This window comes from Streptomyces malaysiensis subsp. malaysiensis (genome assembly GCF_040653035.1).
Classification (GTDB): Bacteria; Actinomycetota; Actinomycetes; order Streptomycetales; family Streptomycetaceae; genus Streptomyces; species Streptomyces malaysiensis.
The window spans coordinates 369,280-395,775 of the sequence record NZ_JBEZNG010000008.1 but is presented as its reverse complement, the minus strand read 5'-3'; the positions used below and the strand labels follow the sequence as shown (position 1 = coordinate 395,775).

Sequence of the window (26,496 nt, the reverse complement as noted above, 5' to 3'; positions counted from 1 at the left end):
AACATGAACATCGACTGGGCGGCACTCGGCCAGGTCTTCGGCGTCAGCCTCGCGGTGACGGTCGGCATGGTGGGCGTCTTCACCCTGGGCATCGTCGGCACGTCCCGTAAGGCGGCGCCGGAGCAGGGCGGCACGGCCGCCGTGCCCTCCGGCGCGGCCGGCGGCGGGTCCGCGCTCGCGCGCACCGGCGCGTACGCCTGTTTCGCGGTGTGCGCCGCGGTCGTGGCGTACGGCATCTATCTGATCGTCGCCTGAGGACCCCGCGTCCCCATTGCCCCACCGGCCGCCGGATGGCGGCGCTGACCAGCGCCGACCGTCCGGCGGCCGTCCTGTGAGCGACCGTCGTCTGTGGGGCTCGGCACACTCGGGCGTCATGGGTCATATGCGAGTTGACGGCCATTCGCGGCCCATGGTGGACTTCCCGAGCCAAACGGCGGCAGGAGAGGAAGCCGGTGAGAATCCGGCGCGGTCCCGCCACTGTCACCGGGGAGCGGCCTCCCATCGCCTGTATGGGGTCACGGCTCGTCCGTACGGTTCGTCGCGTACGTGGGGCTGGAAGACCGGGAGGGCCGCGGATCCGGGAGCCAGGAGACTCTCACCGCCGGTCACGTCGAACCAGGGCGAGGACCCTGAGTGAGGACATACCGCCATGCCCGGCACCGCCACGCCGCCAGCCTCCGCTGCCCGCTCCGGCTCCCCCCGTACCTCTGTCGGCACCTCTGTTCGCGTTCCGCCGCGCCGAGGCGTGACGGCGGCCTGAGGGATGCCTGCCGACCACGCCTCGTTCGCGTGCGGCGCGGCCCTCGGCTTCCTCGGCGACCTCGCCACGGGCGATCCGCGCCGCGGCCATCCGGTGGCCGCGTTCGGGCGCGCCGCCGCGGCCGCCGAGCGCCGGCTGTGGCGTGACCACCGCGGCTACGGGGCCCTGCACACCGCGCTGTGCGCGGGCGGCGCGGCCGCCGGTGCCGCGCTGCTGACCCGCGCCGTACGGGCCCTCGGCGGGCGCCGTGGCGCGGAGGTCGCGCTGACCGCCGCCGCCACCTGGGCCGTGCTCGGCGGTACGACGCTGGGCCGTGAGGCACGGGCCGTCGGCGACGCGCTGGCCGCCGGGGACCTCGAGGCCGCCCGGGAGCGGCTGCCGCATCTGTGCGGCCGCGATCCGCAGGCGCTGGACGGGCCGCGGATCGCCCGCGCGGTTGTCGAATCGGTCGCCGAGAACACCTCCGACGCCGTCGTGGGCGCCCTGGTGTGGGGCGCCGTGGGCGGGGTGCCGGGGCTCATCGGCTTCCGCGCCGTCAACACCCTGGACGCCATGGTGGGCCACAAGTCGCCGCGCTACCGGCGGTTCGGCTGGGCGGCGGCCCGTCTGGACGATGTGGCCGGATGGCCCGGTGCGCGCCTTACGGCGGCCCTGGCGACGCTGGCGGGCCCCGATCCGCGCGGTGCGTGGCGCGCCTGGCGGCACGACGGCCGGCGCCATCCGAGCCCCAACGCGGGCCCTGTGGAGGCGTCCTTCGCGGGCGCGCTCGGCGTACGGCTGGGCGGCACCCTCGCGTACGGCGGCCGGGTCGAGCACCGGCCGGTGCTCAACTCCGGCGGGCGGCCGGTGGCGGCGGCCGACATCGAGCGGGCGATACGGCTGTCGCGGCGCGTCGGCGTCCTGGCGCTCGGGGTGTCCGTGGCGGCCCGGCCGGTCCTGAGGGCGTTGACGGGGCGGCCCCTGGCCGCTGGAAGGGGCGGTGGATGAGCGGGATACGCGGTAAGGGCGGCACGGACGGTTCGGGGTCGCGGGGCGGGGGGCTGCTCGTCGCGGGCACGACCTCCGACGCGGGCAAGAGCGTGGTGACGGCCGGGATCTGCCGGTGGCTCGCCCGTAAGGGCGTCAGCGTGGCGCCCTTCAAGGCGCAGAACATGTCGCTCAACTCCTTCGTCACCCGGGAGGGGGCGGAGATCGGGCGGGCGCAGGCCATGCAGGCCGCCGCCGCTCGCGTGGAGCCGAGCGCGCTGATGAATCCGGTCCTGCTGAAGCCGGGCAGCGACCGCAGCAGCCAGGTGGTGCTGCTGGGCAAGCCGGTGGGCGAGCTGAGCGCGCGCGGGTACTTCGGTCGGCCGGGGACCCCGGCGCGGCCGGGGCCCGCCGTACGGCCGCCGTCGGGCGCGGTCTCCCCCGGTGAGGCGGCCAAGGGGCGTGAGGCGCTGCTGGGGACCGTCACGGAGTGCCTGGAGGAGCTGCGGCGCACCCATGACGCCGTGATCTGCGAGGGCGCGGGCAGCCCGGCCGAGATCAATCTGCGCCGTACCGACATCGTCAACATGGGGCTCGCGCGGGCCGCGGGGCTTCCGGTCGTGGTGGTCGGGGACATCGACCGCGGTGGCGTCTTCGCGTCCTTCTTCGGCACGACCGCCCTGATGTCGGCGGCGGACCAGCGGCATGTGGCCGCCTATCTGGTGAACAAGTTCCGCGGCGATGTGAGCCTTCTGGAGCCAGGTCTGGAGATGCTGCGCGACCTCACCGGGCGCCCGACCGTCGGTGTGCTGCCGTTCGCCCACGGGCTGGGGATCGACGAGGAGGACGGGCTGCGGGTCTCGCTGCGCGGCACGGTGCGGGAGAGCGTCGTGGCACCCCCTTACGGTGCGGACGTGCTGCGGATCGCGGTGGCCGCCGTGCCGCTGATGTCCAACTTCACGGACGTGGACGCGCTGGCGGCCGAACCGGGCGTGGTCGTGCGGTTCGTGGACCGGCCCGAGGAGCTGGCCGACGCCGATCTGGTGGTGCTGCCGGGCACCCGGGGCACCGTAAGGGCGCTGGAGTGGCTGCGTGAGCGCGGGCTCGCCGGCGCGATCGCCCGGCGGGCCGCCGAGGGCCGCCCGGTGCTGGGCGTCTGCGGCGGTTTCCAGATGCTCGGGGAGCGCATCGAGGACGAGGTCGAGTCGAGGGCCGGGACGGTCGCCGGGCTCGGGCTGCTGCCGGTGCGGGTGCGGTTCGCGGCGGAGAAGACCCTGGCCCGGCCGGTGGGCGAGGCGCTCGGTGAGCGGGTGGAGGGCTACGAGATCCACCACGGGGTCGCCGAGCCGCTCGACGGGGCCGAGGAGCCCTTCCTGGACGGCTGCCGGGTGGGTTCGGTGTGGGGCACCCACTGGCACGGCTCATTGGAGAGCGACGGCTTCCGGCGGGCGTTCCTGCGGCGGGTGGCGGACGCGGCGGGCCGGGCGTTCGTACCGGCACCGGACACCCGCTTCGGCGAGCTGCGCGAGGAGCAGCTCGACCGCCTCGGCGACCTGATCGAGGAGCACGCCGACACGGACGCGCTGCTGCGGCTCATCGAGGGCGGCGTCCCGGAGGGGCTGCCGTTCGTCCCTCCGGGGGCACCAAGGGGGACGTCGTGATGGACGACGCCCCCGACACCGAGACCGGACAGCGACGCCAACGCACCCCAGGAGGTACCGCCGCGTGACCACCACCTACCCCTTCAGCGCGATCGTCGGCATGGACGGCCTTCGGCTCGCCCTGCTCCTCAACGCCGTCTCACCCGCCGTGGGCGGCGTCCTGGTGCGCGGCGAGAAGGGCACGGCCAAGAGCACCGCCGTAAGAGCGATCGCCGCGCTGCTGCCCGAGGTGGACGTGGTGGCCGGGTGCCGGTTCTCCTGCGATCCGGCCGCGCCCGACCCGTCCTGCCCGGATGGTCCGCATGAGCCGGGCACCGGCGAGGCGCGCCCCGCGCGGATGGTCGAACTGCCCGTGGGCGCCTCCGAGGACCGGCTGGTCGGCGCCCTCGACATCGAGCGGGCGCTGTCGGACGGGGTCAAGGCGTTCGAGCCCGGACTGCTCGCGGACGCCCACCGCGGTGTGCTCTACGTCGACGAGGTCAACCTCCTCCACGACCATCTGATCGACCTGCTGCTCGACGCGGCCGCCATGGGCGCCTCCTACGTGGAGCGCGAGGGGGTGTCCGTACGGCATGCCGCGCGCTTCCTCCTGGTGGGCACCATGAACCCGGAAGAGGGCGAGCTGCGGCCCCAGTTGCTGGACCGCTTCGGCCTCACGGTGGAGGTCGCCGCGTCCCGGGACACCGGGGAGCGGGTCGAGGTGGTGCGGCGGCGACTCGCGTACGACGAGGACCCCGAGGGGTTCGCGGCGCGCTGGGCGGCGGACGAGGAGGCCCTGAGGGAGCGCATCGCGGCGGCGCGCGCCCTGCTGCCCCGGGTGGGTCTCGGCGACCGCGCGCTGCGGCAGATCGCCGCGGTGTGCGCCGGGTTCGAGGTGGACGGGATGCGCGCGGACATCGTGACGGCCCGTACGGCGACCGCGCTGGCCGCCTGGGCGGGGCGCACCGACGTCCGGACCGAGGACGTACGGGGGGCGGCGCTGCTGTCGCTCCCCCACCGCAGGCGGCGGGCTCCGTTCGACGCGCCGGGGCTCGACGAGGACAAACTCGACGAGATCCTGCGGCGGTTCGAGGAGGACGACCCGGAGCCGGATCCGGACCCGGGCCCCGAGGGCCCCGGCGACGGGCCGGACGGCTCGGACGGCCCCGACGACACCGGGGGCGGGCCCCAGGAGGGCGCGGGCGACGGGGCACGGGAGCAGACGCCGCCCACCGCTCCCGAGCCGTCCGTTCCCGACCAGCGCGGGGGTGAACACGAGGCGGCCGAACGCGAGGACGGATCGGCCCGGGCCGACCGCGACGGCGGGGCGGCCGACCCGGGCGAAGGGGACGGCGGTACCGGCGGAGCCGGAGGTGAGCGGGCGGCCGTGGGCGCCGCCGAACCGTTCCGCACCCGGCGCCTGGACGTCCCCGGTCTGGGCGAGGGCGCGGCAGGCCGCCGTTCGCGCGCCCGCAGCGCGCACGGCCGCACCACCGGGGCCCGCCGCCCGCGGGGAACGCTCTCCGCGCTGCATCTGACCGCGACCGTCCGGGCGGCCGCCCCCCATCAGCGGACACGCGGGCGGAGTGGACCCGGGCTGCTGGTGCGCCGGGACGATCTGCGCGAGGCGGTGCGCGAGGGCCGGGAGGGCAATCTCGTGCTGTTCGTGGTGGACGCGTCGGGCTCGATGGCCGCGCGGAAGCGGATGAGCGCGATCAAGGGCGCGGTGCTGTCGCTGCTGCTGGACGCCTACCAGCGGCGGGACAAGGTCGGGCTGATCACCTTCCGGGGCGCGGACGCCGAACTCGCGCTGCCGCCCACCTCGTCGGTGGACGCGGCCGCCGTGCGGCTGGAGCGGCTGCCGACGGGCGGCCGTACGCCGCTTGCGGCCGGGCTGTTGAAGGCCCGGGAGGTGCTGCGGGTGGAGCGGCTGCGGGACCCCGCGCGCCGTCCGCTGCTGGTCGTGGTGACCGACGGGCGGGCCACGGAGGCGAGGCGGTCCGGCGGGCCCGCGCCGGTCGAGCGGGCCGGGCGCGCGGCGCGGATGCTCGCGGGCGACGGGGTCGCCTCGGTGGTCGTGGACTGCGAGTCGGGGCCGGTGCGGCTGGGGCTGGCGGGCGCGCTCGCCGGCGAACTGCGGGGCACTCGGGTGACCCTCGACGAGCTGCGCGCGGACAGCGTGACGGCGCTGGTACGCGATGTACGAAACGTATCGAACCCTCGGAGGGCCGCCTGATGCCGCAAGGACAACCGACCGTCGTCCCCGACGACGGGCTGACCACCCGCCAGCGCCGCAACCGTCCGCTGGTGCTCGTCCACACCGGTCAGGGCAAGGGCAAGTCGACCGCGGCGTTCGGGCTGGCGCTGCGGGCATGGAACCAAAACTGGCCGGTCGGTGTATTCCAATTTGTAAAGTCCGCGAAATGGCGGGTCGGTGAGGAGCGTGCGCTGCGCGTCCTCGGCGACTCGGGCGAAGGGGGGACCGTCGCATGGCACAAGATGGGCGAGGGCTGGTCGTGGGTCCAGCGCGACATGGCTTCCAGCGAGGAGGCCGCACGCGAGGGCTGGGAGCAGGTCAAGCGCGATCTGGCGGCGGAGACATACCGGCTCTATGTGCTGGACGAGTTCGCGTATCCGATGCACTGGGGCTGGGTGGACCCCGACGAGGTGGTGGCGGTGCTGCGGGACCGGCCCGGGACACAGCACGTCGTCATCACGGGGCGTAACGCACCGGCGCAGCTGCTGGACTTCGCCGACCTGGTCACCGACATGTCGAAGGTCAAGCATCCGATGGACGCCGGTCAGAAGGGCCAGCGAGGCATCGAGTGGTGAGTGTTCCGCGCCTGGTGATCGCGGCGCCCGCCTCCGGCAGCGGGAAGACGACGGTCACCGCGGGGCTGATGGCCGCGTTCGCGGAGCGCGGTCTGGATGTGTCACCGCACAAGGTCGGCCCGGACTACATCGACCCTGGCTATCACGCGCTCGCCATCTCCTCGGCGGCCTCTTCGGCCGCCTCCTCGGGGGGCCGGTCCCGGGCCGGGGGCGCGCGCCCGGGCCGGAATCTGGACGCGTATCTATGCGGTCCGGAGCGGATCGCCCCGCTGTTCCTGCATGGGGCGGCGGGCTGCGATCTGGCCCTGGTCGAAGGGGTGATGGGGCTGTTCGACGGGGCGGCCGGGCAGGGCGAGCTGGCCTCGACGGCGCATGTGGCCAAGCTGCTGCGGGCGCCGGTGGTGCTGGTCGTGGACGCCTCCTCGCAATCGCGGTCGGTGGCCGCGCTGGTGCATGGCTTCGCGTCCTGGGATCCCGAGGTGCGGGTAGCGGGGGTGATCCTCAACAAGGTCGGTTCGGACCGTCACGAGGCGATGCTGCACGAGGCGCTGGAGGGGTGCGGGGTGCCGGTGTTCGGCGCGCTGCGCCGGACACGGGCGGTGCGGGCCCCGAGCCGCCATCTGGGTCTGGTGCCGGTGGCCGAGCGCCATGCGGAGGCGGTCGATTCGGTGACCGCGCTGGCGGCCCGGGTGCGGGAGGGCTGCGATCTCGACGGGCTGCTGGCGCTGGCCCGCAGCGCACCGCCCCTGTCCGAGCGGGCCTGGGATCCGGAGGAGGAGGCGCACCGGGCGATCCGCACCGCCCCCGCTGCCGGGGGCCGGGCCGGGCAGGCGGCGCGGCCGGTGGTGGCCGTGGCGGGCGGGGCCGCGTTCACCTTCTCGTACGCGGAGCACACCGAGCTGCTCACGGCGGCCGGGGCGCGGGTCGTCCCCTTCGATCCGCTGCGGGACGAGCGCCTCCCGGAAGGCACCGGCGGTCTGGTGATCGGCGGTGGTTTCCCGGAGGTCTACGCCCCCGAGCTGTCCGCGAACGAGCCGCTGCGCGCCGCCGTCGCCGGGCTCTCCGCGTCCGGCGCGCCCATCGCCGCCGAATGTGCCGGACTGCTCTATCTGGCGCGTTCGCTGGACGGGGAGCCGATGTGCGGGGTGCTGGCCGCCGAGGCACGGATGTCGGAACGTCTGACGCTGGGCTACCGTGAGGCCGTGGCCGTCTCCGACACCTCACTCGCCGCCGCGGGGACACGGGTGCACGGCCATGAGTTCCACCGCACCACCATCGTGCCCGGAGCGGGGCCGGAGCCCGCCTGGGGTCTCGTCCACCCGGAGCGCCGTACCGAAGGGTTCGCACAGGGAGATGTGCATGCCTCCTATCTGCATGTGCACTGGGCCTCGATCCCGGGGGCGGCGGCCCGGTTCGTCGACAGATGTGTGCCCCCTGCCGGTTGAGCCGAGGCGGTGAGCTGACGTGGAGGTCATCGGCCGGGGCGCGATATGTCCCCTGCCCGGGTCGCCACTCGTCATCGGAGTCGGGGCGAGCCGGGGGGTGTCCGTCGGCGAGGTGCTCGGCCTGGTCGAGGCGACCCTGGCCGAGGCGGGCCTCTCACCGCATGGCGTGGCCGAGTTGGCCACAGTCGAGGCCAAGACCGGGGAGCCCGGGTTGCTGACGGCGGCCGAGCGGCTCGGAGTGCCGCTGTGCGGATACCCCGCGGAGGCGCTGGCCGCGGTGGAGGTGCCGAACCCGTCCGCGGCGCCGCTCACCGCCGTGGGCACGGCCGGGGTCGCCGAGGCGGCCGCACTGCTGGCCGCCGGTCCGGGTGGCGAACTGCTCGTCGCCAAGCGGAAATCCACACCGCACGGCCGCCCCGGAAGGGCCACCTGCGCCGTCGCTCGCCGTCCGGCGGCGGTCAAATCCGGGCAGAGCGGGCAGCGAAGACCTGCCGTGGACCGCCTCGACGCAGGTCAGTAACGTCTCGGGGCGGAACAGCCCGCCCTCTGCCGACCGTGACCCCCGCATCACCTGTACAAGGAGACCTCGTGACGACCCCGCCCGCCCTGCTCGTCGCAGGCATCGGCACGCGAGACGAAAGGCATGCCGCCGCCTTCCACGCATTCGTAGAGGAGTTGGCCATACGCCACCCGGATCTGCCCGTGGCGGGTGGCCTCACCGGACCGGGCGACCACCCGCTGTCCGATGCGGTCACCCGACTCGTCGGGGAAGGGGTGAGCCGCTTCGCGGTCGTCCCGATGACGCTGATCCCGGCGGCTCCCCCCAGAGACGGCGTGGCCGCCGCGCTGGCGCAGGAGGCGGAGCGCCACGCCGACGCCTCGTTCACCTCCGCCCGGCCGCTCGGCCCGCACCCCACGCTGCTGAGCGTGCTGGAGCGGCGGCTCGACGAGGCGCTGGGCAATCGGCCCCGGCTGCCCTCGGACCGCGCGGAGACCACCGTGCTGCTGGTGGGCGACGGTTCGCCGCTCCCCGCCGCCAACGCCGAGGTGCACCGCGCGGCCCGGCTGATGTGGGAGGGCCGTGGCTTCGCGGGCGTCGAGGTGGCCTTCGCCTCGCTCGCCGCACCGGATGTGGCATCGGGCCTGGACCGCTGCGCCAGGCTGGGGGCGCGCCGGGTCGTGGTGCTGCCGTACTTCCTGTTCGCGGGCGGCGCCCTGGAGCGGGTGCGGCAGCAGGCGGAGGGCTGGGGGCTCGCCCACCCCGAGGTCGAGGTGGTCCCGGCCGATGTCATCGGCCCGGCGAAGGAGTTGGCCGACCTCGTCATGGACCGCTATGAGGAGGTGGCCGACACCGCCGGGCGCGGCGGCTGCGCCGATGAGGCCCATGCCTTCGCGCATCCCGACGCCCACGCCGATGTCCGCTGATTCATTGGCGGGCGTGTCCGCGAGTGCGAGTGGGGCCGCGAGTGCGAGTGGGTCCGCCGCCGGGTCCGCCGATGGCGGATCCGCCGGGTCGGCCCCGGCCTCCGGGTCCGCCGAATCCGCCGGGCCTTCCGGGTCAGCCCGGTCCACCGGGTCTTCCGGGTCAGCCGGGTCCGCCGCGTCCGCCGCGTCCGCCGGGTCCTCCGGATCCGCCGGGTTCGATCTGCGGCATCACGGGGACGCGGAGGTGCGGGGTGCCGATGCCGCGCTGACGGACCTCGCGGTCAATGTCCGGGCCGGTACGCCTCCGGAGTGGCTCAAGGCCCGGATCGCCGCGTCCCTCAACGGGCTGGCCGCCTACCCGGACGGGCGGGCGGCGCGGGAGGCGGTCGCCGCGCGCCATGGGCTTCCGGCCGGACGGGTGCTGCTGACGGCGGGCGCCGCAGAGGCGTTCGTCCTGCTCGCCCGCGCGCTGCCGACCCGCCGCCCGGTGGTGGTCCATCCGCAGTTCACCGAACCGGAGTCGGCGCTGCGGGACGCGGGGCACACCGTGGAGCGCGTGGTCCTCGATGAGCGGGACGGCTTCCGGCTGACCCCGGGTGCGGTGCCCGAGGACGCCGATCTGGTGGTGATCGGCAACCCCACCAACCCCACATCCGTACTGCACCCGGCCGACGCCCTGGCCGAACTCGCCCGGCCGGGGCGGACGCTGGTGGTGGACGAGGCGTTCATGGACGCCGTCCCCGGCGAGCGCGAATCGCTGGCGGGCCGCACCGATGTGCCGGGGCTTGTGGTGCTGCGCAGCCTCACCAAGACCTGGGGTCTGGCGGGGCTGCGGATCGGCTACGTACTGGCCGAGCCGGACACCGTCACGGCGCTGGAGCGGGTCCAGCCGCTGTGGCCGGTGTCCAGCCCGGCCCTGGTCGCGGCCGAGGCATGCTGCACCCCGTCCGCCCTCGCCGAGGCCGCAAACGCCGCCGACCGTATGGCCGCCGACCGGGCCCATCTGGCCGACCGGCTGGCCGAGTTGGCGGAGGTGCGAGTGTGCGGTCCGGCGGCCGGGTCCTTTCTGCTGATCCGGCTGCCGGGCGCGGCGGCGATCCGCACCCGGCTGCGGGAGCTGGGCTTCGCCGTCCGCCGTGGTGACACCTTTCCGGGCCTCGGCCCGGACTGGCTCCGGCTCGCCGTCCGCGACCCCGCCACGACGGACCGTTTCGTGATCGCCCTGGCAAAGGCCGTCGCGGAGTCGGCCGACTGACCGTGCCAATGGGGGGGGCACCAACTGACCGTAACAACAGCCTGACCGCGCGCCGCGCGGGGCGGCACGCGGTCATCCACGGCTTGCCCGTGCCCCCCGTGCCCCCGTGCCCCGAGCCCGGTGTCCGTACCGCGCGGTACGGACACCGGGTCCGGCTGGCCGAGCGCCAGCCGTAAGGCGCCAGGTTCAGGCGTCCGGGCCAACCGTCAGGCATCAGACGTCAGACCCGGACCTCCGAGCCAGGCGTCATACCCGGGCGCCCGGCCCACACGACCAACCCACACACCCGGCCCAAGCGTCCGCGCCAACCGCCCGACCCAGACACCCGGGCCAAGCCCAGACATCCGGGCCAAGCCCAGACGCCCGGGCCAGGCCAGGTGTCAGCCGACGTCAGCCGGCGTCGCTGCCGCCGCCGGCGCGACGGCGGCGGGCCAGGACGAGGGCGCCACCGCCCGCGGCGAGCAGCAGGGCACCGCCGCCCACCAGGTACGGCGTGGCCGAGCTGCCACCGGTCTCGGCCAGGTGCTCCGGCTTGGGCTCGGGCGTGGTCTGGGAGCCCACGCTCGGGCTGGGCTCCACCGCTGCGGCCACCGGCGCCTCACAGGTCGCCCGGGCGAGGGTGACCTGCCCCTCGACCTCGGAGACGTTCAGCTTGAGCGGGTTCACGGAGACCCTCAGGTTGAGGGCCGTGGCCGCCGCCGTCCGCGAGGTGGTGGCCGTCCGTGACAGATCGAGCCGGACCTGGCCGAGCGACGGCACATCCACCGTGGTGGTGCCGCTTGTGCTCAGGGTGGCCTTCCTGCCGAGCACGCTGACGCTGCCGAGCAGGTTGGAGTGGGCGGTCGGCCGCTTCCCCGCGGCACACACCGCCTTCGAGGTCACCTGCTCGACCGTGATCAGCGGCACCGCGGCCAGACCCGGCACATTGACCCGGGCGTTGACGAGGTTGGAGTACCCCTCGGCCCGCTGCTTGTCCGCCGCGGCCCGTGCAGTGGCCACATCGGCCCGGAGCACATTGAACGGCCGGCCCCCGTCCACGCCGTCCAAGGTCGCGCTGAGTGCCGTCTTGCTGGCGGTCGCGGGCGCGTGAACCTCGTTCAGCGCGACCGAGAGCGGAGCCGAGACGGTCTTGTTGAGCAGGGAGACATCGAGATCGGTGCGGAGCACGACCGCACCCGCCTTACCGGTGGTCGCACCGGTGTCGGCCTGCGCGGTCGCCGCGGGCAGCAGGCCCAGGACGGAGACCGCGGCAGCGGCAGTGGCGGCCGCCAGACGGCGGGTGGGCATGCCGAAGTAGGTGTTACTGGAACAGGACACGTGAGTAGACCCCCACAGGAGACATGGAGCCGCCGGCGCCTGCCGCGGGGGACTCCACGGGCGCCGACGGCCTCGACCACGCCATATTTGCGCACCGAGGGTAAACAGGCAGACACATCATGTCCGTTCACCCCAATGGGTGCGGTTCGCCGCCCAGTTCGAACCGCGTTCCCTTCGGGAACCCCGCGCCCCACCCGTCCCCGCGCCCCGTCCCCCGTGTCCGGTCGGCCCCCGTGTCCGGTCGGACCCTGTGTCCGGTCGACCCCCGTGGCCCGGTCAGCCGACCACGCGTCCCCGCAGCACCACCCGCCGCGGCGTCGTCAGCACCCGCACATCGGCGCGCGGATCCGCGTCGTAGACGACGAGATCGGCGGAGGCACCCTCGGTGAGACCCGGCCGCCCGAGCCAGTCGCGCGCCCCCCAGGTCGCCGCCGAGAGCGCGTCCCGCGCCGGGATGCCCGCCTTCACCAGCTCGGCGACCTCCTGCCCGACCAGCCCATGGGCCAGGCCGCCGCCCGCGTCGGTGCCGGTGTAGATCGGGATGCCCGCGTCGTAGGCGGCCCGCACCGTCTCGTACCGGCGCTCGTGCAGCCGCCGCATATGGTCGGCCCAGCGCGGGAACCTCGCCTCGCCGCCCAGCGCCAGCCGCGGGAAGGTGGCGATGTTGACCAGGGTCGGGACGATCGCCACGCCCCGCTCGGCGAACAGCGGGATGGTCTCCTCGGTGAGCCCGGTGGCGTGCTCAATGCAGTCGATCCCCGCCTCGACCAGCGGGGCCAGGCTCTCCTCGGCGAAACAGTGCGCCGTGACCCGCGCGCCCAGCCGGTGCGCCTCCGCGATGGCCGCCTCGACCGCGCCGCGCGGCCAGCAGGACCCCAGGTCACCGGTCTCCCGGTCGATCCAGTCGCCGACCAGCTTGACCCAGCCGTCGCCGCGCCGTGCCTCCGCGGCCACATAGGCGACCAGGTCCTCGGGCTCGATCTCATACGCGTAGTTGCGGATGTAGCGCCTGGTACGGGCGATATGGCGGCCGGCCCGGATGATGCGGGGCAGATCCTCGCGGTCGTCGATCCAGCGGGTGTCGGCCGGCGATCCCGCGTCCCGCAGCAGCAGGGCCCCGGCGTCACGGTCGGTCAGCGCCTGTTTCTCGCTGGTGGAGTCGTCCACCGCGCCATGGGCGTCGAGGCCGACATGGCAGTGGGCGTCGACGAGTCCGGGCAGCACCCAGCCCTCGATCAGCCGGATGTCCCTGGCCCCGGCCGGCCGCTCGAACGTGATCCGGCCGTCGACCACCCACAGCTCGTCCCGGATGTCCCCGGCAGCGTCGCCGGTGTCCGGTCCGACCAGGACCCGGCCCTTGATATGGAGCACCGCGCTATCCCTCATGCAACGCACTGTACGAGACCGGGGCAGGGCGTTGACCGGCCAATTCCCAGGAGCCGGAACGGCGCCACTCGAACAACTTGCGCAGCGCTGCTACGCTCACGCAACCCACCGGACGAGCGGCAGTGAGGAGGTCCTCGTGAGCGCTCCGACCGATGACGCGGCCGCCGCGAGCACCGCGCGAGCCGTACCGATGGACACGACGCACACGACGGACCCACCACGGGCCGCAGCACCGGAGGCGCCCGACGCGCCGGAGGGCCCCGACGGCTTATCGGCCGACGCCCACCCCGACTTACCGGCCGACTTACCGGCCGGCTCCCCGGCCACTGGGCACCCCGACCCACCGGCCGCACCGCACGCCGACTTACAGAGCGCCGCCCCGCACCCCGACCCACCCGGCCCACCCGACCCACAAGCCGAGTTCCGGGACTTCTTCGAGCGGCACCACGCCGAGCTGGCCCGCCTCGCCCATCTGCTGCTCGGCAGTTCCGACGGGGCGGACGACCTGGCGGCCGACGCGCTGGTGGCGGTCTGGCACCAGTGGGACCGGGTGCGGGCCGCCGACCATCCGGCCGCGTACGCCCGGGGCGTGGTCGCCAATCTGGCCCGCTCCCGGATCCGCAGCCTGGTGCGCGAGCGGCGGCGGGTGGCGCTCTTCTCCTCGCAGCGCTCCGACCATGTGGACGACCCCGATGTGTCCGCCGTGGTGGATGTGCAGGCCGCGCTGGTCCGGCTGCCGTTCCGCAAGCGGGCATGTGTGGTGCTGCGGCACGCGTTCGACCTCTCCGAGCGGGAGACGGCCCGTACGCTGGGCATTTCGGTGGGCACGGTCAAGAGTCAGACCTCCCGCGGAATCGCCGAGCTGGAGCGGCTGCTCGGCCCTCCGGACGGCGAGGGCGAGCTGCCCGGGGCGACGGACGCGGGGCGGACGGTACGGACGCTCCGCTCCGGGAACACAGGTCCCGCGGGCACAGGTCCCGCGGGCACAGGTCCCACGGGCACAGGTCCCACGGGCCCCGCTCGTCACTCGGGTCATATGGGCCACGCCGGGCACGCAGGAGGGGGCAGTTGATGATCGAGCATCGCGAGCGCGCCGAGGGCCGCGATGTCGTCGCCGAGCTGCGCGCGGCCGCCGCCTCCCATGAACCGGACCGGAGCAGGATGCTGGCGAGGGTCACGGCGGGCATCGCGGCCGATGACCGACGCCGGAACCGGGCCCCGCGGATGGGCCCGCGCCGGTCCCGGATGGTGGGCCCGGTCGCCGGGCTGGCGGCGGCGGTCGCCGCGACGGGCCTCGTGGTGCTGGCCACGGACGGTGCCGAGCGGCCGCAGACGGTGCGCACCTCGAGCGAACCCGTCGTGCCCCCGGCGGGCGCGGGCGCGGACACACGGCCCGGGGAGGAGCCGGGCGCCGGGTCGCAGAGCGAAGCTGAGCGGCACACGCCGAGCGCCTATCCCACCGCGGCCGGTCCAAACCACCTCGCCGAGCCGACCGTACGGTCCAAGGGCACCATCAACGCCCATTCCAACCCTTACTGGGCGCAGAGCGACATCACGCTCACCATCGGCAGGCCGCTGACCTCGCTGACGGTGGAGCTGCGGGTCGCGGAGACCGGGGGTGTGCGGTCCACCGGCTCCTGGAGCTCGCTGCCGACCTCCGATATGACCGCCGCCACGCATATCGAGGACGGTGCGCTGGTCTACCGCTGGACGCTCCGGAAGGGTGCGACCGTACCCGCGGGCCGATTCGTCTTCGCGGGGCAGTACAACCACGCCGAGGGCGAGCGGGACAACGGCCGGGACGCCTACTCGGCCTCGGGCAACGGTGACTCCGGGGCCTTCGCGGTGCGGGGCGACTTCCCCCGGTTCACCGTGGGAGATTGAATTCATGGCAGCTTGGCCAGAAATTCTCCGCGTTTTTCCGCTACTGCTTCCACATTCGTCTGCCCGCTTTTGTGATTCCTAAACACAAAATTTTTTCACGGGATCCTGATCCCGTAATTCAAGACAGTCACCGGGCGATTACGCACATGTGACGGACCACACATGAGATTCACTTTGCCCCGGTATCTCCCCCACAAATCAGCCTCTTTCGGCGTGCGGCCGCGCGCACGCGCGCTCCCGCGTGATAACACGACCACCCCCTTTCGCGTAACCCCCCACCGCGATGCATTTTCCGATTCTGCTGGGTAAATTGAATTTGCATGACCGCCGCACAAGCAGACCTTGTCCGTAGCGAATTGGATTTGCCGGAGGACCTGACCCTCGACACCCCGCGCGTCGAGGACGGAGCCGCGATCTGGCGAATCGCACGCGACTCCAAAGCCCTGGACCTCAACTCCTCCTACAGCTACCTCCTGTGGTGCCGCGACTTCGCCGCCACATCCGTAGTGGCGCGCGACGCCGACGGCGGACCGGTCGGCTTCATCACCGGCTACGTCCGCCCCGAGCGCCCCGAGACCCTGGTCGTCTGGCAGGTCGCCGTCGACCACGCCCGGCGTGGCCGCGGACTGGCCGCCACCCTGCTGGACGGGCTGGTCAAGCGGGTCGCCGCGACGGGCGTCCGCGGCATAGAGACGACGATCACCCCGGACAACACCGCCTCGAACCGGCTGTTCACCTCGTTCGCCGAGCGGCATCAAGCGCCGCTCGAGCGTGAGGTGCTCTTCCATGGCGGACTGTTCCCCGACGGTGCGCACGAGCCCGAGGTGCTCTACCGCATCGGTCCGCTCGGCTCCCTCGGGCCGAGCGCCGACCGGACCTGACCCCCACCTCGATTCCCCTCGAACCCTCACCCTCCTCACCCCCCTCACACCCCTCTCCCAGGAGAACGCTGTGACCATCACCCCGCCCGCCCTGAGCGTCTTCGAGGCCCTGGAGTCGGAGGTGCGCAGCTACTGCCGTGGCTGGCCCGCCGTCTTCGACCGCGCGCAGGGCAGCCACATGTACGACGAGGACGGCCACACGTACCTCGACTTCTTCGCCGGAGCCGGGTCGCTCAACTACGGCCACAACAACCCGGTGCTGAAACGGGCGCTGATCGACTACATCGAGCGTGACGGCGTCACACACGGCCTGGACATGTCCACCACGGCCAAGCGCGCGTTCCTCGAATCGTTCCAGAACCACATCCTGCGCCCGCGCGATCTGCCCTACAAGGTCATGTTCCCGGGCCCGACCGGCACCAACGCCGTCGAGGCCGCCCTGAAGCTGGCCCGTAAGGTCAAGGGCCGCGAGGCCATCGTCTCCTTCACCAACGCCTTCCACGGCATGTCGCTGGGCTCACTGGCCGTGACCGGCAACGCCTTCAAGCGCGCCGGTGCGGGCATCCCGCTGGTCCACGGCACCCCGATGCCGTTCGACAACTACTTCGACGGCACGATCCCGGACTTCCTGTGGTTCGAGCGGCTGCTGGAGGACCAGGGCTCCGGTCTCAACCGGCCCGCCGCCGTGATCGTCGAGACCGTACAGGGCGAGGGCGGCATCAACGTGGCGCGGCCCGAGTGGCTGCGCGCCCTGGCCGAGCTGTGCGAGCGCCAGGACATGCTGCTGATCGTCGACGACATCCAGATGGGCTGCGGCCGCACGGGCGCCTTCTTCTCCTTCGAGGAGGCGGGCATCACCCCGGACATCGTGACCGTCTCCAAGTCCATCAGCGGCTACGGCATGCCGATGTCGCTCGCCCTCTTCAAGCCCGAGCTGGACATCTGGGAGCCCGGTGAGCACAACGGCACCTTCCGCGGCAACAACCCCGCGTTCGTGACCGCCGCCGCGACCCTGGACACCTACTGGGCCGACGGCCAGATGGAGAAGCAGACCCTGGCCCGCGGCGAGCAGGTCGAGCTGGCCCTGCGCGCCATCTGCGAGGAGCAGTCCGGCACCCAGTTCCGCGGCCGCGGCCTGGTGTGGGGGCTGGAGTTCGACGACAAGCCGCGCGCCACGGCGGTCTGCCGGCGCGCCTTCGAGCTGGGGCTGCTGCTGGAGACGTCCGGCCCCGAGAGCGAGGTCGTCAAGCTGCTGCCCGCGCTGACGATCTCCCCCGATGACCTGGACGAGGGGCTGCGGACCCTCGCCCGCGCGGTCCGCGAGACCGCATGATCCTCCCGCACCGCAGAGAAGAGAAAGGCAAGAACTCACCGTGATCGTCCGATCCTTCAAGGACATCGAGGACACCGAGAGGCATGTGAGGTCCAAGTCCGGCACCTGGGAGAGCAAGCGCATCGTGCTCGCCAAGGAGGGCGTCGGCTTCTCGTTGCACGAGACCATCCTCTACGCGGGCACCGAGACGTCGATGTGGTACGCCAACCACATCGAGGCGGTGCTGTGCGTCGAGGGCGAGGCCGAGCTCACCAACGACGAGACCGGTGAGAAGCACTGGATCACGCCCGGCACCATGTATCTGCTCGACGGACATGAGAAGCACACGATGCGCCCCAAAACGGATTTCCGGTGCGTCTGTGTATTCAACCCGCCGATCACCGGACGGGAGGACCATGATGAGAACGGCGTATACCCGCTGATCACCGAGACCGAGGAGGCATGAACCGATGACCGCGGTCACTGACCTGTACCCGACCCGTGGGGCTGTGGAGGTGGCGACACCGCGCGTGGACCCCGTGGTGTGGTCCGCGCCCGGAGCCCCAGGGCCGCTGCAACCGTCCGAGCTGAGCGATTTCGATCGCGACGGCTTCCTGGCGATCGATGAGCTGATCACTCCGGATGAGGTGGCGGAATACCGCGCCGAATTGGACCGGATGATCGCCGATCCGGACGTGCGCGCCGACGAACGCTCGATCATCGAGCCGACGTCGCAGGACGTACGGTCGGTGTTCGAGGTGCACCGGATCAGCGAGGTCTTCGCCAAACTGGTGCGCGACCCGCGTGTGGTGGGCCGCGCTCGGCACATCCTCGGCTCGGACGTCTACGTCCACCAGAGCCGGATCAATGTCAAGCCGGGCTTTGGCGCCTCGGGCTTCTACTGGCACTCGGACTTCGAGACCTGGCACGCCGAGGACGGGCTGCCGAACATGCGGACCGTGTCGGTCTCGGTCGCGCTCACCGAGAACTTCGCGCACAACGGCAGCTTGATGATCATGCCGGGCTCGCACCGCACCTTCCTGGGCTGTGCGGGCGCGACGCCGAAGGACAACTACAAGAAGTCGCTTCAGATGCAGGACGCGGGCACCCCGTCCGACGAGGCGCTCAGCGGCTTCGCCGACAAGCACGGCATCAGACAGTTCACCGGCAAGCCCGGCTCGGCGGTCTGGTTCGACTGCAACTGCATGCACGGGTCCGGCGACAACATCACGCCGTTCTCCCGCAGCAATGTGTTCATCGTGTTCAACAGCGTGGAGAACACCGCGGTCGAGCCGTTCGCCGCGCCGGTCCCCCGGCCGGACTTCATCGGTGCGAGGGACTTCACGCCCGTACGGTGACAACCGCCGTGCGCTGATGTGACGTCCGTGATCTGAGGGAAGCCGGAGTGCCCCGGCTTCCCTCAGATTTTTGCCCTGTCCCTTTGCACCACCCGCCTGCTTGGCGCGTCAGGCTTGGCCGCGGGGAGCCGACTCAGCCGGACAGCTTCTCCAGCAGCCGGTCCACATCGGCCGCGGTGTTGTAGAGGTGGAAGGAGGCGCGGAGGTTACCGGCCCGCGCCGAGACATGGACCTCCGCCTCCGCCAGCCGGGGCGCGACGTCGCCCAGGCCGGGTACGGAGACGATGGCCGAGCCGGGGGCGGCGATGGGCCGGTGGCCGAGTCCGATGACCCCGTCCCGGAAGCGGTCGGCGAGCGCGCGGTCATGGGCGGCGATGGCCTCGGTGCCCAGCTCCTCGATCAGCGCCAGGGAGTGGCGGGCCGCCACGTAGGAGTAGACGCTCGGGCTCTCGTCGAAGCGGCGGGCGGAGTGGGCGAGTTCCTCCACCGGGCCGTAGCAGCTGTCCCAGGGCTTCTCCCCCGCGACCCAGCCCGCGAAGACGGGGGTGAGTCCGCCGAGGTCCTCCGGCACGGTCAGGAAGGCGGCACCGCGCGGGCACATCAGCCACTTGTAGGCCACGCAGACGGTGTAGTCGGCCTCGGCGGCGTTCACCGGGAACCAGCCGGCCGCCTGGCTGACGTCCACCAGGGTGCGGGCCCCATGGGTCCGGGCCGCCTCCCGGATGGCGTCGAGATCGGCGATCCGCCCGTCCGCCGACTGGACCGCGCTCACGGCCACCAGCGCCGTACCGGGCCGTACCGCCTCCGCGATCTCCTCCAGCGGGACGATGCGCAGCTTGAGGTCGCCGCGGACGGCGAAGGGGTTGACCAGGGAGCTGAAGTCGCCCTCGGCCACCAGGACTTCGGCGCCGGGCGGCAGCGAGGTGGCGATCATCCCCGCGTACACGGCGACGGAGCTGCCCGCCGCGACCCGCCGGGCCGGTACGCCGACCAGCCGGGCATAGGCGGCACGGGCCGCCTCGACCGCCTCGAAGGCCACGTCGACGATGGGCTGTCCGGCGGCCGAGCCGTCGAGGACCGCCTGCACGGCGGCTACGGAGCGTGCGGGGATCAGACCGCTGGACGCGGTGGTGAGATACGTCGTGTGTGGCGCGAATTCGGCGCCCGCCAGGCTCTCCATGTCCAACCACTATGGAACGCGCTCACCCCGGCGTCCATCGCGATTTCTTGTGGGATGCCTTCAAGCGATCCTTATGCATCCCCGCTGACCTGCGGCGATTCCTCCACGTGGCACGGCACCCGGGTGAACACACCCCGCGGATCGGCCGCATCAGGCCGACCGCCTCAGGCCCCATACGACGTACACGGCCGCGGGCATGCCGAAACGGCCGCCGGACACGCGGGTCAGGTCCGCGGGTCCGGCGGCCGTGCCGTCGTTCCGGGCGTCAGCCGCGCTGCTCCCGGACGCCGTTGATCCGCCGCGGCAGCTCCAGCGGGTTCTCGTCGCGCAGCTCCGGCGGCAGCAGGGCGGCCGGGGTGTCCTGGTAGGCGACCGGCCGCAGCCAGCGCTCGATGGCGGTGCCGCCGACCGAGGTGGAGGTGGAGGTGGTGGCCGGGTAGGGCCCGCCGTGGTGCTGGGCGGGGGCGACCGCGACACCGGTCGGCCAGCCGTTGACCAGGACCCGGCCGGCCAGCGGGGTGAGCTCGGCGATCAGCTCACCGGCCCGGCCCTCGGTGCCCTCGGCCTCGGCGGCGGAGAGGTGGATAGTGGCGGTGAGGTTGCCCGGAAGCCTGCCGAGCACCGCGCTGATCTCCTCGTCGCTCTCGTAGCGCGCCACGACGGTCACCGGGCCGAAGCACTCCTCCAGCAGCGCGTCGTGCGGGCCGCTTTCGGCCAGCCGCCCCGCCGGGACGGTCAGGAAGCCCGCGCTGACCGTGTGCTCACCGCCGGCGCCGGGGGTGACCGGGGCCTCCACGTCCGCCAGCTCGGCGCGCTCCTGGACCCCGGCGACGAAGTTGTCCCGCATCCGGTGGTCGAGCAGGACTCCGGCCTCGGTGTTGCTGACCGCCTCGGTGAGGGACTTCACCAGGCCGTCGCCCGCCGGGCCGGCCGGGGCCAGGACGAAGCCGGGCTTGGTGCAGAACTGGCCGACGCCCAGCGTCATCGAGCCCGCGAGCCCCGCGCCGATCTGGTCGCCGCGCTCGGCCGCCGCGGCCTCGGTGACCACCACCGGGTTGAGGCTGCCGAGCTCGCCGTGGAAGGGGATCGGCACCGGGCGGGAGGCCGCCGCGTCGTGCAGGGCGCGGCCGCCGCGGACCGATCCGGTGAAACCGGCGGCGGCGATCAGCGGATGCCCGACCAGCTCGATGCCCGCGTCGAAGCCGTGCACCACCGCGATCACCTCGGCGGGCACCCCGACCCGCTCGGCGGCGCGGCGCAGCGCGGAGGCGGCCACCTCGGAGGTGGCGGGGTGGTCGGGGTGGGCCTTGACGATGACCGGGCAGCCCGCGGCGAGGGCGCTCGCGGTGTCGCCGCCGGGCACGGAGAAGGCGAGCGGGAAGTTGCTGGCGGCGTAGACGGCGACGACGCCGAGCGGCAGCTTGTAGCGGCGCAGATCGGGCCAGGGCGGGGTCTGGGTGGCGTCGGCGTGGTCGATGCGGACGTCGAGGAAGCCGCCCTCGTCCACGATGGTCGCGAAGGACCGCAGCTGGTAGGTGGTGCGGGCCAGCTCGCCCGTGAGCCGGGCGGGGCCGAGCGCGGTCTCCGCGTCGGCGGCCTCGACCAGCAGGTCACGGGCCTCGTCGAGCAGGTCGGCGGCCGTGCGCAGCAAGGCGGCGCGCACCGCGCGGTCGGCCAGGGAACCGCGGGCGGCATGGGCCGCGCGCACCACGCGGTCGACCTCCTCCGCCGTGGCTTCGACCGCTACCTGCTCGCGCTGCTTTCCGGTTCGGGGGTCGACGCTCCACACTGGTGCTGACACCGCGGATTCCTCCTGCTGTGGTGTTACCGCTGCTTGCGTCTCACACATCGACGGTGTTCGATATGCTGAACGCTGTCCCGGGTGATGAATTTCCCCCTGGGACTCTATGGCTGGTCGAACAGAGGGGTCAAGGCGATGTCAGCTGCCGAGACGGGTGGGGCCCAGGTCAAGTCGGCGGTCCGCACCGTCGAACTGCTGGAGTTCTTCGCCGGGCGGCCCGGTATGCACAGCCTCGCCGCGGTGCAGGAGGCCGTGGGCTATCCCAAGTCGAGCCTCTACATGCTGCTGCGCACCCTGGTGGAGCTCGGCTGGGTGGAGACCGACGCCACCGGCACCCGCTACGGCATCGGGGTGCGCGCCCTGCTCGTCGGCACCTCCTACATCGACGGTGACGAGGTCGTGGCCGCCGCCCGCCCCACCCTGGACCGGCTCTCGGACGACACCACCGAGACCATCCACCTCGCCCGGCTCGACGGCACCAATATCGTCTATCTCGCCACCCGGCAGTCGCAGCACTATCTGCGCCCCTTCACCCGCGTCGGCCGCCGGCTGCCCGCCCACTCCACCTCGCTGGGCAAGGCGCTGCTGGCCACGTACTCCGACGAGCAGGTGCGCAAGCTGCTGCCGGAGACGCTGAGCCAGCTCACCGAGCACACCATCACCGACCGCGAGAAGCTGATCGAGGAGTTGCACCTCGTCCGGGAGCAGGGGTACGCGGTGGACCGCGAGGAGAACACCCTGGGCCTGCGCTGCTTCGGCATCGCCATCCCGTACCGCACCCCCTCGCGCGACGCCATCAGCTGCTCGGTGCCGGTGGCCCGGCTCACCCCCGCCCATGAGCAGATGATCAAGGACGCCCTGTTCGACGCCCGGGACCGGCTCACCCTCGCGACGCGCCGCCTCTGACCCACGGGAGGACGGCCGCCTCCGCCATGCGGCGGAGGGGGATCGTCGGGCGGGGTGAGGCGCCGCGCCCACCGTGCCGGGAGGCTGGTGACCATGACCCACACCCTCCCCGGCCCCCGGACGCGCTCCGCACCCGCCCGCCTGCCCGGTGACCTGACCGCGCGGATCCTGCGGGCCGTCGCGATCCTCGCCTGTCTCCCCTACATCGGCCTCAAGGCCGCCTGGATGACCGGCAGTCACCTCGGCATCCCCGAGGGCAGTGAGCTGCGCGACCCCGGCCGGCAGACGCTGATGGTCGTCGTCAACGGCCTGTCGGTGCTCATGGACGGCGCCGTGGTCGTCCTCGCCCTGCTGCTCACCCGCCCCTGGGGGCTGCGGGCGCCGGCCTGGCTGACGGCCCTGCCCGCCTGGGTGGCCTGCGGTCTGCTCGCGCCCATCATGGCCGGATTCCCGGCCCAGTTGGCGGCCAGGGCGCTGGGCTTCGGCGGCGACGGGACGGACCCAGGGCAGTCCTCAGGAGCGGGCGGGACGTTCCTGGCCGAGTGGGTCTTCGGGATGGTCTACGGCGGGTTCATCGTGCAGGGTCTGGCCCTGGGGGGCCTGTTCGTGCTGTACGCCCGCCGCCGCTGGGGCCATCTGTGGCGCGGCCGGATCGCCGATCTGCCCGTCCGCGCGCCGGACCGCGCCCTCCGGCGCCCGGCCGCCGTCGTCATCGCCCTGCTCACCGCGGTGCCCGCCGCCGTCCATCTGCTGTGGGCCACGGGGTCGGCCACCGGGCTGAACCGGTACCGGGCCCAGGACCGCACCAGTGACTTCGCCGTCCTGGAGGGCGTGTATGTGCTGTTCGCGCTGGTCACCGCCGTCGGCGTGCTCATGATCGCCTTCCGCGCCGGGCGCCCGCTGCGCCTCGCCCTGCCGCTCGGCCTCGCCTGGGTCGGCTCCGCGGCTCTCGCCTGCTGGGGCGGCTGGCTTCTGCTGGCCGGGCTGACCGCCGGGAACGCCGCCAAGGAGCCGACCGCGCTGATGAATCTGACCTACGCTGTGCAGATGACCGTCGGACTGCTCGTCCTCGCGGCGGGCGGGCGCTTCCTCCGCGAGCGCGGCTCCGCCGGTGCCGGGCGCGCGGCCGAGCGCCGGGCCCCGTGACCGGGTCGGGGTGGCGGCGGGCGGTCCGTGCGGTGATCGGCCGCCGGGCCCAGCTGCGCTGGGTCCATCTGGTGCTGGGCGGCGCCCTGCTGATGCCGTACTACCTGCTGACCGCCGTCGTCCTCGCGATGCTCGTCCGGGGCGCCGATCCGTTCACCTCGCTGCGGTGGCAGCTGGTCACCTTCGCCTCGGCCCTGCCACTGGCCGCGCCGACCGCGCTCCTGCCGCTCGTACGCCCCCTGGAGGCCACCGCCGCGCGGTCGCTGTGCGGGCTGCCGGAGTCCGTGGAACTCGCGGCCGGACCCGCCGGGTCATGGGACGCACGCGCCCGCACCGCGTTCTGGTACGGACTGCACCTGGCCATCGGCGGGCTGGTCAGCGGGCTCATCCTGGCCCTGCTGCCCGCCTCGGCGCTGCTGGTCGCCCTGCCGTTCACCGATGACTCGTACACCGACGGGCTGGGCTGGCCGCACGCCTTCGCCGGGGCCCCCGCCGAGCTGGCGCCCCTGGCCGGGGTGGGGCTGCTGGCCCTGATCATGGGGATCGCGGCGGCCGCCGGGGCGCTGCTGGCCCGCTGTGCGCCCGCGCTGCTCGGCCCGGCCCCCGCCGACCGGCTCGCCGCCGCCGAGGAGCGGGCCGCCCGGCTCGCCTCCCGCAACCGGCTCGCCCGTGAGCTGCACGACTCGGTCGGCCATGCGCTGAGCGCGGTGACCCTCCAGGCGGGCGCGGCCCGTAAGGTCCTCGACACCGATCCGGACTTCGCCCGGGAGGCGCTGGCGGCCATCGAGGAGACCACCCGGGAGGCGGTCGGCGAACTCGACAGCGTGCTGGGCCTGTTACGGGAAGGGGAGGACGGCCCGGCCCCCGCCCCCGCCCCCTCCCCCACCCTGATGGATCTTGACGGGCTGCTCACCCGCACCCGGGCCGCCGGCGTAGCCGTCGAGCTGACGGCCCCGGGCACGCTGGACCGGCTGCCGCCCGTCGTCTCCCGCGAGGCGTACCGCATCGTCCAGGAGGGGCTCAGCAACGCACTGCGCCACGCGGGCCGGGTGCCGGTGCGGCTCCGGATCGCCGAGGACCGCAAGAAGGTGGAGATCACGATGGAGAACCCGGTGGACGGAACCACCCGGACACGGCCCACCGGCGGCGGGCGCGGGCTGCGCGGTATCGCCGAGCGGGTCACCCTGCTGCGCGGCACCTGTGCATGGGACACCGTGGACGGCGTCTGGCGGCTGACGGTCCGGCTCCCCCTGGAGGCGGCCCGGTGAGCACTCCGCCGTCCCTCCTGCGCATCGTGCTCGTGGACGACGAGCGGATGGTGCGCACCGCGCTGCGCGCGATCCTCTCCAGCGAACCGGACCTCGAGGTGGTGGGCGAGGCCGGGAGCGGCGCCGAGGCCGTGCCGGTGGTCCGTGAACTGCGTCCGGACGTCGTGCTGATGGATGTCCGGATGCCCGATGTGGACGGCATCCGCGCCACCGAGCGAATCCTGGGCACCCTGCCGGATCCGCCGCGCGTCATCGTGGTGACGACGTTCGAGAACGACAGCTATGTGTACGACGCGCTGCGCGCGGGAGCCAGCGGCTTTCTGCTCAAGCGGGCCCGGGCGGCGGAGCTGGTGCAGGCGGTGCGGCTGGTGGCGCGCAGCGATTCGCTGCTGTTCCCGGCCGCGGTGCGGGCGCTGGCCGCCGAGCACGCCGCCGCCCGCGGCCCGGACCGCGAGGCGTCGGCGCGGGCGCTGCGCGACCGGCTCTCCGAGCGGGAGGCGGTGGTGCTGCGGCTGATGACCGACGGGCTGTCCAACTCCGAGATCGCGGCCCGGATGGCGGTGGGACCGGCCACGGTCAAGACCCATGTGGGGGCGGTGCTCACCAAGTTGGGGGTGCGGGACCGCACCCAGGCGGTGATCGCCGCGTATGAGAGCGGTTTCGTCACACCGGGCTGACATCCCCCGGCCGGGGTGGTCTGCTGTGACGGGTCCGCCGAACGGGCGGCAGGGCAGGAGGAGCAGACGCATGGAGTACGTACGGCTGGGTGCCTCGGGCATCAAGGTGTCGCGGATCTGCCTGGGCATGATGAGCTACGGCAGCCCCGAGCACCGGCCCTGGCAGCTGGACATCGACGACGCGCGGCCGATCGTGCGGCGGGCGGCCGAGGCGGGGGTGACCTTCTTCGACACCGCCGATATGTACTCGCTCGGCCGGAGCGAGGAGATCACCGGCGAGCTGCTGCGGGAACTCTTCCCCAGCCGCGACGACTATGTCCTCGCCACCAAGGTCTACAACCCGATGGGAGAGGGCCCCAACGACCGCGGGCTGTCCCGTAAGCACATCATGGCGGGCATCGACGCCTCGCTGCGGCGGCTGGGCACCGACCATGTGGACCTCTACCAGATCCACCGCTTCGACCACGAGACACCGATCGAGGAGACGATGGAGGCGCTGCACGATGTGGTGCGGGCCGGAAAGGCCCGCTATATAGGCGCGTCCTCCATGTACGCCTGGCAGTTCGCCAAGGCCCAGCACACGGCCGAGGCACACGGCTGGACCCGGTTCGCCGCCATGCAGAACCACTACAACCTGCTCTACCGGGAGGAGGAGCGGGAGATGAACCCGCTCTGCCTGGACCAGGGCGTGGGCGTCATCCCCTGGAGCCCGCTGGCGCGCGGGCTGCTGGCGGGCACCCGCGACCGGGACCGCACCGGGACCACGGTCCGGGCGGGCAGCGATCCGCTGGTGGAGAAGTGGTACGCGGACGCGGAGTTCTCCATAGTGGACGCCACCCGCGCGATCGCCGAGGAGCGCGGGGTCTCCCCCGCCCAGGTCGCGCTGGCGTGGCTGCTGGGCAGGTCCGCGGTCACCGCGCCGATCGTCGGGGCCACGAAGATCGGCCATCTGGAGGACGCGGTCGCGGCGGTCGGGCTGACGCTCGAGGAGAAGGACGTGTCCCGCCTGGAGGCCCCCTACCGCCCGCGCCCCATCATGGGCCACAGCTGACGGGGC

General features: G+C 73.2%; 24 protein-coding genes and 1 riboswitch. Of the genes, 20 read left to right on the top strand and 4 right to left on the bottom strand.

What is annotated here, in order from left to right; genetic code table 11:
• The first annotated feature begins 3 nt into the window (after nt 1-3).
• From AB0E24_RS19550 to cobC, 9 genes are all read left to right on the top strand, one after another.
• A complete protein-coding gene (locus tag AB0E24_RS19550) occupies nt 4-255 on the top strand; it encodes a hypothetical protein (RefSeq protein WP_069869905.1) in 252 nt (83 codons plus the stop codon).
• Nucleotides 256-396: 141 nt separating this feature from the next.
• Nucleotides 397-614: riboswitch (cobalamin riboswitch) on the top strand.
• Between the two features lie 149 nt (nt 615-763).
• Nucleotides 764-1,747 carry a cobalamin biosynthesis protein gene (locus AB0E24_RS19545; RefSeq protein ID WP_359378456.1) on the top strand — a complete coding sequence of 328 codons (984 nt, stop codon included), beginning with the start codon at nt 764-766 and terminating at the stop codon, nt 1,745-1,747.
• Nucleotides 1,744-3,387, top strand: a complete 1,644-nt coding sequence (locus AB0E24_RS19540; RefSeq protein ID WP_359378454.1) for a cobyric acid synthase — start codon at nt 1,744-1,746, stop codon at nt 3,385-3,387. The genes AB0E24_RS19545 and AB0E24_RS19540 overlap by 4 nt, the downstream gene beginning before the upstream one ends.
• 64 nt (nt 3,388-3,451) lie before the next feature.
• Nucleotides 3,452-5,602 carry a putative cobaltochelatase gene (locus AB0E24_RS19535; protein ID WP_102934227.1) on the top strand — a complete coding sequence of 717 codons (2,151 nt, stop codon included), beginning with the start codon at nt 3,452-3,454 and terminating at the stop codon, nt 5,600-5,602.
• Nucleotides 5,602-6,198: a cob(I)yrinic acid a,c-diamide adenosyltransferase gene (gene cobO / locus AB0E24_RS19530; protein WP_037949564.1), complete on the top strand. Its 597-nt coding sequence runs from the start codon at nt 5,602-5,604 to the stop codon at nt 6,196-6,198. The genes AB0E24_RS19535 and cobO overlap by 1 nt, the downstream gene beginning before the upstream one ends.
• Complete coding sequence (locus AB0E24_RS19525) at nt 6,192-7,643, top strand: cobyrinic acid a,c-diamide synthase CobB (protein ID WP_079257176.1); 1,452 nt, start codon at nt 6,192-6,194, stop codon at nt 7,641-7,643. The genes cobO and AB0E24_RS19525 overlap by 7 nt, the downstream gene beginning before the upstream one ends.
• A 19-nt stretch (nt 7,644-7,662) precedes the next feature.
• Nucleotides 7,663-8,163, top strand: a complete 501-nt coding sequence (locus tag AB0E24_RS19520) for a cobalamin biosynthesis protein (protein WP_093706932.1) — start codon at nt 7,663-7,665, stop codon at nt 8,161-8,163.
• A gap of 68 nt (nt 8,164-8,231) precedes the next feature.
• A complete protein-coding gene (locus AB0E24_RS19515; RefSeq protein ID WP_102934230.1) occupies nt 8,232-9,068 on the top strand; it encodes a sirohydrochlorin chelatase in 837 nt (278 codons plus the stop codon).
• Between the two features lie 220 nt (nt 9,069-9,288).
• A complete protein-coding gene (gene cobC, locus AB0E24_RS19510) occupies nt 9,289-10,323 on the top strand; it encodes an Rv2231c family histidinol phosphate aminotransferase CobC (protein ID WP_435865300.1) in 1,035 nt (344 codons plus the stop codon).
• A 390-nt stretch (nt 10,324-10,713) separates the two neighbouring features.
• Here the strand turns inward: cobC and AB0E24_RS19505 are convergent, their stop codons facing one another.
• Together AB0E24_RS19505 and AB0E24_RS19500 are read right to left on the bottom strand one after the other, a co-directional pair.
• Entirely contained in the window at nt 10,714-11,610 is an 897-nt protein-coding gene (locus AB0E24_RS19505) for an SCO1860 family LAETG-anchored protein (protein WP_167460008.1), read from the bottom strand.
• Between the two features lie 306 nt (nt 11,611-11,916).
• The gene (locus tag AB0E24_RS19500) at nt 11,917-13,026 is read right to left on the bottom strand and encodes an amidohydrolase family protein (protein ID WP_251771724.1); all 1,110 of its coding nucleotides are present in this window, start codon (nt 13,024-13,026) and stop codon (nt 11,917-11,919) included.
• 454 nt (nt 13,027-13,480) lie between these two features.
• Here AB0E24_RS19500 and AB0E24_RS19495 point away from each other — a divergent pair, with 454 nt between their 5' ends.
• The 6 genes from AB0E24_RS19495 (at nt 13,481) to thpD (ending at nt 18,461) form a co-directional block, all read left to right on the top strand.
• The gene (locus AB0E24_RS19495) at nt 13,481-14,098 is read left to right on the top strand and encodes a SigE family RNA polymerase sigma factor (RefSeq protein ID WP_430541499.1); all 618 of its coding nucleotides are present in this window, start codon (nt 13,481-13,483) and stop codon (nt 14,096-14,098) included.
• The gene (locus tag AB0E24_RS19490) at nt 14,098-14,910 is read left to right on the top strand and encodes a hypothetical protein (RefSeq protein WP_174885583.1); all 813 of its coding nucleotides are present in this window, start codon (nt 14,098-14,100) and stop codon (nt 14,908-14,910) included. Before AB0E24_RS19495 ends, AB0E24_RS19490 begins: the two co-directional genes overlap by 1 nt.
• A 320-nt stretch (nt 14,911-15,230) precedes the next feature.
• Nucleotides 15,231-15,791 carry a diaminobutyrate acetyltransferase gene (gene ectA / locus AB0E24_RS19485; protein ID WP_069869914.1) on the top strand — a complete coding sequence of 187 codons (561 nt, stop codon included), beginning with the start codon at nt 15,231-15,233 and terminating at the stop codon, nt 15,789-15,791.
• Between the two features lie 70 nt (nt 15,792-15,861).
• Complete coding sequence (ectB, locus tag AB0E24_RS19480) at nt 15,862-17,124, top strand: diaminobutyrate--2-oxoglutarate transaminase (protein WP_093700080.1); 1,263 nt, start codon at nt 15,862-15,864, stop codon at nt 17,122-17,124.
• Nucleotides 17,125-17,164: 40 nt separating this feature from the next.
• The gene (locus AB0E24_RS19475) at nt 17,165-17,569 is read left to right on the top strand and encodes an ectoine synthase (RefSeq protein ID WP_069869916.1); all 405 of its coding nucleotides are present in this window, start codon (nt 17,165-17,167) and stop codon (nt 17,567-17,569) included.
• A gap of 4 nt (nt 17,570-17,573) precedes the next feature.
• Complete coding sequence (gene thpD / locus AB0E24_RS19470; protein ID WP_069869917.1) at nt 17,574-18,461, top strand: ectoine hydroxylase; 888 nt, start codon at nt 17,574-17,576, stop codon at nt 18,459-18,461.
• A gap of 133 nt (nt 18,462-18,594) precedes the next feature.
• Here the strand turns inward: thpD and AB0E24_RS19465 are convergent, their stop codons facing one another.
• Nucleotides 18,595-19,641, bottom strand: a complete 1,047-nt coding sequence (locus tag AB0E24_RS19465) for an aminotransferase class V-fold PLP-dependent enzyme (protein ID WP_347235055.1) — start codon at nt 19,639-19,641, stop codon at nt 18,595-18,597.
• A gap of 265 nt (nt 19,642-19,906) precedes the next feature.
• Nucleotides 19,907-21,490 carry an aldehyde dehydrogenase (NADP(+)) gene (locus tag AB0E24_RS19460; protein WP_099013358.1) on the bottom strand — a complete coding sequence of 528 codons (1,584 nt, stop codon included), beginning with the start codon at nt 21,488-21,490 and terminating at the stop codon, nt 19,907-19,909.
• 87 nt (nt 21,491-21,577) lie between these two features.
• Here AB0E24_RS19460 and AB0E24_RS19455 point away from each other — a divergent pair, with 87 nt between their 5' ends.
• From AB0E24_RS19455 to AB0E24_RS19435, 5 genes are all read left to right on the top strand, one after another.
• Nucleotides 21,578-22,348, top strand: coding sequence for an IclR family transcriptional regulator (locus AB0E24_RS19455; protein WP_069869920.1), 771 nt, complete (start codon nt 21,578-21,580; stop codon nt 22,346-22,348).
• Nucleotides 22,349-22,441: 93 nt separating this feature from the next.
• The gene (locus AB0E24_RS19450) at nt 22,442-23,494 is read left to right on the top strand and encodes a hypothetical protein (RefSeq protein WP_359378442.1); all 1,053 of its coding nucleotides are present in this window, start codon (nt 22,442-22,444) and stop codon (nt 23,492-23,494) included.
• The gene (locus AB0E24_RS19445; RefSeq protein WP_359378440.1) at nt 23,491-24,762 is read left to right on the top strand and encodes a sensor histidine kinase; all 1,272 of its coding nucleotides are present in this window, start codon (nt 23,491-23,493) and stop codon (nt 24,760-24,762) included. The genes AB0E24_RS19450 and AB0E24_RS19445 overlap by 4 nt, the downstream gene beginning before the upstream one ends.
• A complete protein-coding gene (locus AB0E24_RS19440) occupies nt 24,699-25,439 on the top strand; it encodes a response regulator transcription factor (RefSeq protein ID WP_373567898.1) in 741 nt (246 codons plus the stop codon). The genes AB0E24_RS19445 and AB0E24_RS19440 overlap by 64 nt, the downstream gene beginning before the upstream one ends.
• 70 nt (nt 25,440-25,509) lie before the next feature.
• Entirely contained in the window at nt 25,510-26,490 is a 981-nt protein-coding gene (locus AB0E24_RS19435) for an aldo/keto reductase (RefSeq protein WP_359378436.1), read from the top strand.
• Nucleotides 26,491-26,496 lie beyond the last annotated feature (6 nt).

Coding starts and splice junctions, on each gene's coding strand:
- AB0E24_RS19550 (WP_069869905.1), top strand. CDS start 4: ATGAACATCGACTGGGCGGCACTCGGCCAGGTCTTCGGCGTCAGCCTC.
- AB0E24_RS19545 (WP_359378456.1), top strand. CDS start 764: ATGCCTGCCGACCACGCCTCGTTCGCGTGCGGCGCGGCCCTCGGCTTC.
- AB0E24_RS19540 (WP_359378454.1), top strand. CDS start 1,744: ATGAGCGGGATACGCGGTAAGGGCGGCACGGACGGTTCGGGGTCGCGG.
- cobO (WP_037949564.1), top strand. CDS start 5,602: ATGCCGCAAGGACAACCGACCGTCGTCCCCGACGACGGGCTGACCACC.
- AB0E24_RS19505 (WP_167460008.1), bottom strand. CDS start 11,610: ATGCCCACCCGCCGTCTGGCGGCCGCCACTGCCGCTGCCGCGGTCTCC.
- AB0E24_RS19500 (WP_251771724.1), bottom strand. CDS start 13,026: ATGAGGGATAGCGCGGTGCTCCATATCAAGGGCCGGGTCCTGGTCGGA.
- AB0E24_RS19490 (WP_174885583.1), top strand. CDS start 14,098: ATGATCGAGCATCGCGAGCGCGCCGAGGGCCGCGATGTCGTCGCCGAG.
- ectA (WP_069869914.1), top strand. CDS start 15,231: ATGACCGCCGCACAAGCAGACCTTGTCCGTAGCGAATTGGATTTGCCG.
- thpD (WP_069869917.1), top strand. CDS start 17,574: ATGACCGCGGTCACTGACCTGTACCCGACCCGTGGGGCTGTGGAGGTG.
- AB0E24_RS19465 (WP_347235055.1), bottom strand. CDS start 19,641: ATGGAGAGCCTGGCGGGCGCCGAATTCGCGCCACACACGACGTATCTC.
- AB0E24_RS19460 (WP_099013358.1), bottom strand. CDS start 21,490: ATGTGTGAGACGCAAGCAGCGGTAACACCACAGCAGGAGGAATCCGCG.
- AB0E24_RS19455 (WP_069869920.1), top strand. CDS start 21,578: ATGTCAGCTGCCGAGACGGGTGGGGCCCAGGTCAAGTCGGCGGTCCGC.
- AB0E24_RS19450 (WP_359378442.1), top strand. CDS start 22,442: ATGACCCACACCCTCCCCGGCCCCCGGACGCGCTCCGCACCCGCCCGC.
- AB0E24_RS19440 (WP_373567898.1), top strand. CDS start 24,699: ATGGGACACCGTGGACGGCGTCTGGCGGCTGACGGTCCGGCTCCCCCT.
- AB0E24_RS19435 (WP_359378436.1), top strand. CDS start 25,510: ATGGAGTACGTACGGCTGGGTGCCTCGGGCATCAAGGTGTCGCGGATC.